The 8,433-nt window shown below is 72.2% G+C and carries 6 protein-coding genes; 3 read left to right on the top strand and 3 right to left on the bottom strand.

Going from position 1 to position 8,433, the window contains the following annotated elements; genetic code table 11:
- Positions 1 to 1,486 (bottom strand): sigma-70 family RNA polymerase sigma factor (locus tag ADK65_RS33180; RefSeq protein WP_053674756.1); only part of this gene is annotated, 1,486 nt, incomplete at its 3' end.
- Between the two features lie 253 nt (positions 1,487 to 1,739).
- The gene (locus ADK65_RS33175) at positions 1,740 to 2,507 is read right to left on the bottom strand and encodes a TetR/AcrR family transcriptional regulator (protein ID WP_053674754.1); all 768 of its coding nucleotides are present in this window, start codon (positions 2,505 to 2,507) and stop codon (positions 1,740 to 1,742) included.
- 373 nt (positions 2,508 to 2,880) lie between these two features.
- Between ADK65_RS33175 and ADK65_RS33170 the strand changes: the two genes are divergently transcribed.
- Positions 2,881 to 4,260 (top strand): NAD(P)/FAD-dependent oxidoreductase, encoded by a 1,380-nt coding sequence (locus tag ADK65_RS33170; RefSeq protein ID WP_053674752.1) that lies wholly within the window; start codon positions 2,881 to 2,883, stop codon positions 4,258 to 4,260.
- A 174-nt stretch (positions 4,261 to 4,434) separates the two neighbouring features.
- Positions 4,435 to 6,102: an ATP-binding SpoIIE family protein phosphatase gene (locus ADK65_RS33165; protein ID WP_053674750.1), complete on the top strand. Its 1,668-nt coding sequence runs from the start codon at positions 4,435 to 4,437 to the stop codon at positions 6,100 to 6,102.
- 25 nt (positions 6,103 to 6,127) lie between these two features.
- On the opposite strand, the gene ADK65_RS33160 is transcribed toward ADK65_RS33165, so the two are convergent.
- Positions 6,128 to 7,393, bottom strand: coding sequence for an MFS transporter (locus ADK65_RS33160; protein ID WP_053674748.1), 1,266 nt, complete (start codon positions 7,391 to 7,393; stop codon positions 6,128 to 6,130).
- Between the two features lie 122 nt (positions 7,394 to 7,515).
- Between ADK65_RS33160 and ADK65_RS33155 the strand changes: the two genes are divergently transcribed.
- The gene (locus ADK65_RS33155) at positions 7,516 to 8,064 is read left to right on the top strand and encodes a MarR family winged helix-turn-helix transcriptional regulator (RefSeq protein ID WP_053674745.1); all 549 of its coding nucleotides are present in this window, start codon (positions 7,516 to 7,518) and stop codon (positions 8,062 to 8,064) included.
- Positions 8,065 to 8,433 lie beyond the last annotated feature (369 nt).

Here is an 8,433-nt window from a genome sequence, read left to right as displayed (position 1 = left end):
CGGGCCTCGCGACGGGCGGGGCGGCCGTGACCGATGGGGCACGCGCTCGTGGCGGGCTGGTCCTGGGGGGCGGTGCCGGCGCGGGCGTCCCGGCGCGAGCGGGCGTGATCCGCGGCGGCCGCGGCTCCGGTCCGGGCTGTGCGGACGAGGGGGTGGGGGTGGGGGAGGACGTGAGGGAGGACGTGGGCATGGGCTCACCCGGGCGCACCACCGACGGCGGCGGAGCGGAAGACGGGGGGTCGGCCTTCGCCTCTTCCTTCGGTTGCTCGTTGCCGGCCAGTGCCATCACCACCGCCGTCACCACACCCACGGCGACCACACCGGCCGCGATACCGGCCTTCAGCGGCGCGCCGACCCCCTCGGAGACCGCCGCACCACCCCCGCCACCGGCCGGACCGCCGCCGGTTGCGGCTGCCCCACCGGCCGGACCGCCCGTCGTCGCCGCCCCCGCCGCACCGGCGGCTCCGGCGCCCCCCGCGATGAGCGCCGCTGCCTTCGCGTAACCGGCGGCCCCGAACCAGCCGATGACGGCGACCGGCACGACCGCCGGGATGCCGCCGGCCACGTCCTCGATCTGCAGCGCAGCCAGCCGGCACTTCGCGCATGCGTCCAGGTGCTTGCGCAGTCCCCGCTCGGCGCGGGTGCGCAACCGGCCGCGGGCGTAGGTGCCGAGCTGGTCCGCGTAGCGTGCGCACTCCTCGTCACCGGTGAGCGTGGCGCTGACGTGGGCCTGGAGGTAGGCCTGCTTGAGCCCCTCGCGGGCCCGGCTGGCGAGGACGCGGGTGCCGTTGGCGTCCAGTCCGAACAGGGTGGCGACCTCGCTGGGGGACTCGTCCTCGACCTCGGTGTGCCACAGCACGGCCTGCCAGCGTTCTGGCAGCGACCGGAAGGCCCGCATGGCCATCGACTGCTCGGCCGCGTGCATCGCCCGGACATCCGCGCCCAGTTCGAGCGTGGCGTCGCCGGACACGTCGGGCCCGTGCGCGGACTGGGCGGCGAACACCGCGAAGTCGTCGACGAGCTGCTCGCGCCGTGCCGACCTCGTCCAGGAGGCGGCGACGCGCCGGACGGAGGTGAGCAGGTAGGCGCGTACGGCGTGGGTGGGGCCCGCGCCGCCGCGTACCGCCTGGAGCATGCGGGCGAAGACCTCGGCGGTCAGGTCCTCCGCGGTGTGCGCGTCACGGCAGCAGGTGCGGGCGTAGCGGCGCACGGCTTGCGCATGGCGCCGGTACAGCTCTTCGTACGCCGTGTCGTCGCCCGCGCGCATCCGGTCGATGAGGCCGGAGTCGGACGGCGGCACCTCGCGCGGCGGCAGGGCGCCGTCCTCGCGCCGGTCGCGCTGGGCCGGGACAGAGCCGTCGGCCGGGTGCCCGGTGGGCGGCACGCTCCCGCGCCCGCCCTGATGCGGCACCTTCGGCGGGACCGGACCGCCGGCCGTGGCGTCGCCGCCGCTGCCGCTCGACTCGTCCCGCCCGTCAGCACTCATCGCGGAAAGCCCCCGGCAGCCGCCCAACCCGTCCAGACCACCGGGTCAGCGTGCCATAGGGGCCCATGGTCGGAAGCCCGAAGTTCGGACCCTCACTCATCCGTGGGGATTTATCGCACGGCAGTACTGGCCATCACTCGTTCGGGGAAGGCGTTCCCTTTATCGCCTGCTTCGCTTCCGGGCCCGGACGCGTGCCGCCCGAGCCCCGAAGCTCCGCCCGACCCGGGGCCTGGTCGCCCCGGGTCTCAACGGCTCACGCCGGGCGCGAGCGCAGGCCCTCCAGCAGGATGTCCAGCAGCCGGGCCGACGCGGCCGCCTGCTGAGCGGCGTCCGGCAGCGAGGGCGCGGCCGTGGCGATCACCAGCAGCACGTCCGACACCGACACGTCCGCCCGCAGCTCACCGGCCGCACGCGCCCGGTCCACGAGCCGGCCCACGACCTCGAGCAGCGCCGTCGTCCCGGCGTCGTCCCCGGCCGCCACCGCCGGTACCGAAGCGACCGCGACGGGCTGGTCCGGCACCAGTCGCAGCTCCGTCCCGCCCGGCTGCGTCCGCTGCTGCGGCACCCGCGGACCACCGGCACCGTCCTCGACGGAGACCCGCAGCACCTGCGGCGGCAGCAGCCGCCCCGCGCCGGAGGCCACCGACGTCCGCAGGAAGCGCGACAGCGCCGACCACGGCTCGTCCTCCTGCCCGAGCGCCGCACGCGCCTGGTCGGTCAGCCGGGAGGTCTCCTCCTCGGCTATCCGCCGCACCAGGACGTCCTTGCTCGGGAACCGCCGGTACACCGTGCCCACGCCGACCCTCGCGCGCCGCGCCACGTCCTCCATCGGCGCGCCGTAGCCCAGCTCGCCGAAGACCTCGCGCGCCGCCCGCAGTACGTGCTCCAGATTGCGCTGTGCGTCCACACGCAGCGGCGTCGTCCGCGACGCGTCGCGTCCGCTGCCCGCCGCCGCGCTCATCGTCATACCGCCCGCCGCCCCTGTGGACGCGGGCGACCAATGAGAGTCCTGAACATGCATGAGTATTCCCCCGGTAATGACGTCTCCCCCCGGAGACTCCCCGCCATACGATGCCGGGACGCGGGAACCGGCCCGTCCCGCGGCCCGCCCGTCGCGGACCCCGGTGAGCACATCCCCCTACACCCCGTCGACACACGAACATAGTTGAGAGGGAGTCAATTCAGAAGGGGCACGTTCCGCACGGAGCGCCCACCGATCGGAGTACGGGCCGCATACATCCCGAATGTACCCCCGTGCGCCCCCTGCACCACCTGCCCTGACCTGCGCGAATGCGCCGCAGGTGGCTAATCCGGCCAACTCCGCGCACTCTCCCGCTCCGGTCACACAATTCGTCGAGGCTGTGGACAAACGCAAGCGACAGGTGCGTCATGGGATGGTGAAGGAACGTGCGCGCATTCTCGTTGTCGGTGGCGGCTACGTCGGGATGTACACGGCCCTGCGCCTGCAGCGCAGACTGAAACGGGAGCTGGACCGGGACGAGGTGGAGATCACCGTCGTCACCCCCGACCCGTACATGACCTATCAGCCGTTCCTCCCCGAGGCCGCCGCGGGCGCCATCTCGCCCCGCCACGTCGTCGTACCGCTGCGCCGCGTCCTGGCCCGGTGCCGGGTGCTGATCGGCGAGGCCACCGCCGTCGACCACGCGAAACGCACCGCCACCGTCACCACCCTCGCCACCGAGGAGGAGGGCACGGGCGGACAGCGACTGTCCTACGACGAGCTGGTCCTCGCCCCCGGCTCCGTCTCGCGCACCCTGCCGATCCCCGGCCTCGCCGACCACGGCATCGGCTTCAAGACCGTCGAGGAGGCCATCGGCCTGCGCAACCACGTCATCGAGCAGATGGACATCGCCTCCTCCACCCGCGACCCCGCGATCCGCGACGCGGCCCTCACCTTCGTCTTCGTCGGCGGCGGCTTCGCGGGCGTGGAGGCGCTCGGTGAACTGGAGGACATGGCCCGCTACGCCGCGCGCTACTACCACAACGTCCAGCCCGAGGACATGAAATGGATCCTCGTCGAGGCCTCGGACCGCATCCTGCCCGAGGTCGGCGAGGAGATGGGCCGCTACACCGTCACCGAGCTGCGCCGCCGCAACATCGACGTCCGCCTCCACACCCGTCTGGAGTCCTGCGCCGACCGGGTCGCCGTCCTGAGCGACGGTGCCCGCTTCCCCACCCGGACGGTCGTCTGGACGGCCGGCGTGAAACCCCACCCGGTGCTCGCCGCCTCCGACCTGCCCCGCAACGGCCGCGGACGCCTGAAGTGCACGCCGGAACTGTCCGTCGACGGCTCCACGCACGCGTGGGCCGCCGGAGACGCCGCCGCCGTCCCCGACGTCACCGCTGAGGAACCGGGCCGTGAGTGCGCGCCCAACGCCCAGCACGCGGTCCGCCAGGCCAAGGTCCTCGCCGACAACATCGTGCACTCCCTGCGTGGCGAACCACTGGAGACGTACGCACACGCCTACGCCGGTTCGGTCGCCTCACTGGGCCTGCACAAGGGCGTCGCCCACGTCTACGGACGCAAGCTCAAGGGCTACCCCGCCTGGTTCATGCACCGCGCCTACCACCTCAGCCGCGTGCCCACCGTCAACCGCAAGGCACGCGTGCTGGCCGAATGGACCCTCGCCGGCCTGTTCAAACGGGAGATCGTCTCCCTGGGTTCACTCGAACACCCCCGGGCGGAGTTCGAACTCGCGGCCGGTGGAAAGCCTTCTCAAGACCCCGGGCACAACCCGAAGGGGTCGTCCTGACCGGACCCAGGAACTCCTGCGGCCGGCCCGGCGTCTGACGGATGTCGGTCCGGTCCGCGCCCTGCCAGACTGGTCCACCACCGCGGGCACGCCACCTCTCGCCCCGGTGCGGGCCCCCCGGGGCCCCGGCCGGTTCCGGTGCCGGCCGCCGACCACTACACGAGGCAAGGATTCGTGAACTTCACGCGCTGGAGCGCCCGGCTCCCCGGAACGCAGCGCCGCGCCGCAGCGCGGACCGAGCAGACGGCCTCCCCGGACCGGCGGGGGGAAGGCTCCGTGCCCGCCGCCCGCGCCGAACAACTGACCGACGAGGCGCCGTCCGTTCCCTCCGTCGACGAACTGCGGGTGCGTGAGGTCCTCGACCGCGCCCCGTCCCTCGTCGCCCTGGTCCACGGCCCCGACCACCGCATCGCCTACGTCAACGACGCCTATACGACCGCCTTCGGCGTCCGCCCCCTGGGCGAACGCGCCCGCGAGGCCCTCCCCGAGCTGGACGCCCTCGGCCTGTTCCCCCTACTGGACCAGGTCCAGCGCAGCGGCAGACCGCGCACGGTCAAGTCCCGCAAGGCCCCCGACGGCCGCTCCTACAGCTTCACGTGCACCCCGGTCGCCCAGGGCGACGGCGAGGGCGGCAGCGAGGGCCGCGGCGTCCTCGTCTTCGCCACGGACGTCACCGACCACGCCGAAGCCGCGGAGCGCCTGCGCGCCAGTGAACGCCGTCAGCGCGAAACGGCGGTCACCCTCCAGCGCTCACTGCTCCCCCAGGAACTGGAACAGCCGGACGACCTGCGCATCGCCGCCACCTACCACCCCGGCGGCACGGAAGCCGCGGTCGGCGGCGACTGGTACGACGTCATCACCCTGGGCGGCGGCCGCACGGCCCTGGTCATCGGCGACGTCATGGGCAGAGGCGTCCGCGCGGCCGCCGTCATGGGCCAGCTGCGCACGGCGGTCCGCGCCTACGCCCGCCTCGACCTCCCCCCGCACGAGGTCCTCCAGCTCCTGGACGGTCTGGCGGCCGAGATCGACGCCAACCAGATCGCCACGTGCGCGTACGCCATCCACGACCCGAACGAGGGCAAGCTGATCTACTCCTCGGCGGGACACCTCCCGATCCTCGTCCGCGACGAGAACGGCACGGTCCTGCGCGCCGAGGAACCCACCGGCCCCCCGCTCGGCACCGGCGGCTGGATGCACGCCTCGGGCTCGATCCCCCTCGCCCCCGGCTCCACGGCCGTCCTCTACACGGACGGCCTGGTCGAGCGGCGCGACGCGGACCTGGACGAGGGGATCGCCGCGCTGGAACGCGCCCTGGCCGGCGCCACGGGCACGCCCCAGGTCGTCTGCGACCGCCTGGTCCGCTCCGCGGGAGTGACCCCCGACCACGACGACGACGTGGCCGTCCTGGTCCTCCAGCACCCCGCCCGCACCGGAGCGGACGGTGAGCTCTTCCGCAACGCCGCCCTGGAACTCCTGGGCGGCGTGGAAGCGGCCCCCCGCGCGCGTGCCTTCGCCTCCGGGGTCCTGACCAGCTGGCGCTTCCCCGCGGACCTGCACGACCTGGGCGTCCTGGCCACCAGCGAACTGGTCGCCAACTCCCTGCAGCACGGCACCCCGCCGATGCGGCTGCGCCTGCGCCGCACGGACAGACGCCTGATCATCGAGGTCACCGACGGCGACGACCACCTCCCCAGACGCCGCCGAGCGGAACCGGGCGACGAATCGGGCCGCGGTATCGCCATCGTCGCCACGATCGCGTCGAACTGGGGCTGCCGCCGCACACCCGGCGGCGGCAAGGCGGTCTGGTGCGAGTTCGCCCTGCCGCGCACGCAGGTCACATAGAGGCGACGGCGATCAGGGGAGGGGATCAGACGTCCGCGGAGACGGGTGCCCCACCCCGCGCCACGACCCGGCTCTTCCCGAGCCACGGCTGATCCTGCACATCGGTCAGCTGCCGCCCGAGCCGCACGGCCAGGACGGTGATCCCCAGCGAGAACACCAGGAACGCCACGATGTACGGCGCGTGCAGCGAAGCCCCGAGCGGCCCGCCGACCGCCGGCCCGACGGCCAGCGCCAGCTGCTTGACCAGGGCGAACGCCGAGTTGTACTGCCCGGCCATCCCCTCCGGCGCGAGATCCGCGACCAGCGGGGCCACGGTCGGCGACAGCATCGCCTCACCCAGCCCGAACAGCGCGTACGTGGAGACGAACGCCGCCGTCGCCATCTCCTGGCTGCCGTGCCCGAGCCCCGCGTACCCGGCGACGACCCAGGCCACGGCCCAGATCAGCCCGACAGCGGCGATCACCCGCGACCGCCGGCGCCGCTCCACGAACCGCAGCACGGCGAACTGCGCGACGACGATCATCAGCGTGTTGGCGGCGAGCGCCGTCCCGAGCGCGGACGTCGATATCCCGGCCGCCTCGACCCCGTACGCGCTCAGCCCCGACTCGAACTGCCCGTAGCAGGCGAAGAACAGCACGAAGCCCAGCACACACAGCTGCACCATGGCCCGGTTGCCCAGCAGCTGCTTCCAGCTGCTCCGTCCGGCGGCCGGGGGCGCGTCCCCGATCCGCGGCGCGTGCGGCATCCGCACCGTCGTCATCACCACGACCAGCAGCAGGAACATCGCCGCCTCGATCGCGAAGAGCAGCGTGAAGGAGGCCGCACTCGTGGTGTCGACGAGGTGACCGCCGATGAGGCCACCGACACCGAGTCCGAGGTTCTGCAGGAAGAACTGCATGGCGAAGGCACGCGACCGCGTCTCCGCCGAGGAGCAGTCGACGATCATCGTCGCGAGCGCCGGCTGCATCACGGCCTGCCCGGCCCCCAGCAGGGAGGCCGAGACCAGCACGGCGGCCGCACTGCTCGCGATCCCCAGACTGAGGGCCCCCAGAGCGGCGGTGACCAGGGCGGCGAGCAGCACCGGCAGCGGGCCGCGCCGGACGATGGCCCGCCCGGCGAACGGCAGCACGACCAGCGCGGCCACAGCGAAGACGGCCAGTACGAGACCCGCCGTCATGGCCCCAAGACCTCGCACCTGCGCCACGTAGACGTACAGGTACGGGACCGTGAAGCCGAGCCCGAACGCGCTGAGTGCGTTACCCACGTGAATCCGGCGCATCGCTGCGCCCATCGCCCTGGTCACGTTCACCTCTCTCACAAGTTAGGAGTGAAGACTTCGAACCTAAAGTTCGAAGGTAAAGAGTACACATACAAGGACTTCAAGGCAAAGAGCAGCCGTGCCATACTGCGCCCATGGGCGACACCCCCGGCCCCAGCGAGCCGACCCTCGAAGAGCAGATCGCCGCGTATCAGCGCGAGTTCCAGGACCTCGACCCCCAGGTCGAGCAGATCGTCTCGGCCCTCTCCCGCCTGAACCGCCGCATGAACGTCGCCTACGGCCGTCAGACCTCGACGCTCGGCATCAGCAACACGGAGTGGGAGGTCCTCAAGGCCCTCGTCCTTTCCGGCGCTCCCTATCGTCTGGGCCCCAGCGACCTCGCCAAGCGTCTCGGCCTCACCCCGGCCGCGATGACCCACCGGATCGACCGCATGGTCGCCGAATCTCTGGTGACCCGTGAGCGAGACGAGTCGAACCGCGTACGAGTCATCGTGGAGCTGACATCCGAGGGGCGAGAGAAGTGGCTGGAGGCAATGCGCCTGGCGACGGTCTTCGAGGAGGACCTGCTCCAGGACCTGTCACCCGAGGAGCGCACGGCGCTGGGCGAAGTGCTCACACGCCTGCTGCGCCGGGTCGAGCACGCGCAGCCGGACGCCGGCGGACGCCTCACCGACCTGGACTGACGCCGGGGCGGAAAAGATCTTGACAGGGGTCGCTTGACACTCTCCTGGCAGATCCGTAGAGTTCTTCGGGTTGCCACGGAGCCGTAACGGTTCTTCCGCAACGCTTCCGTCGCATCAGCGGCATCCCAACCACCAGCTCGACACTCCCGACGGGGTTGATTTCGGCACGCCCGAATTCAATTCGAATTGGGACTCGACACCCTGATCGACTCCGAACGGCTTCGATTTGGGGATCGCCGAGAGGGCGCGCTAAGGTTAGGAACCTCGGAGCGGCCCAACAGCCGCAAAGACAAACCCCGCTGACCGGGGATCAGGCCCGAAAGGATCTGATAGAGTCGGAACCGCCGGAAAGGGAAACGCGAAAGCGGG

The sequence above is a fragment of the Streptomyces sp. NRRL B-1140 genome, from assembly GCF_001280065.1.
In the GTDB taxonomy this organism is placed as follows: domain Bacteria; phylum Actinomycetota; class Actinomycetes; order Streptomycetales; family Streptomycetaceae; genus Streptomyces.
Note: the sequence above shows the minus strand (reverse complement) of the source record. Positions and strands in the feature narration are given on the sequence as shown.

Coding starts and splice junctions, on each gene's coding strand:
- ADK65_RS33175 (WP_053674754.1), bottom strand. CDS start 2,507: ATGCATGTTCAGGACTCTCATTGGTCGCCCGCGTCCACAGGGGCGGCG.
- ADK65_RS33155 (WP_053674745.1), top strand. CDS start 7,516: ATGGGCGACACCCCCGGCCCCAGCGAGCCGACCCTCGAAGAGCAGATC.
- ADK65_RS33160 (WP_053674748.1), bottom strand. CDS start 7,393: ATGGGCGCAGCGATGCGCCGGATTCACGTGGGTAACGCACTCAGCGCG.
- ADK65_RS33170 (WP_053674752.1), top strand. CDS start 2,881: ATGGTGAAGGAACGTGCGCGCATTCTCGTTGTCGGTGGCGGCTACGTC.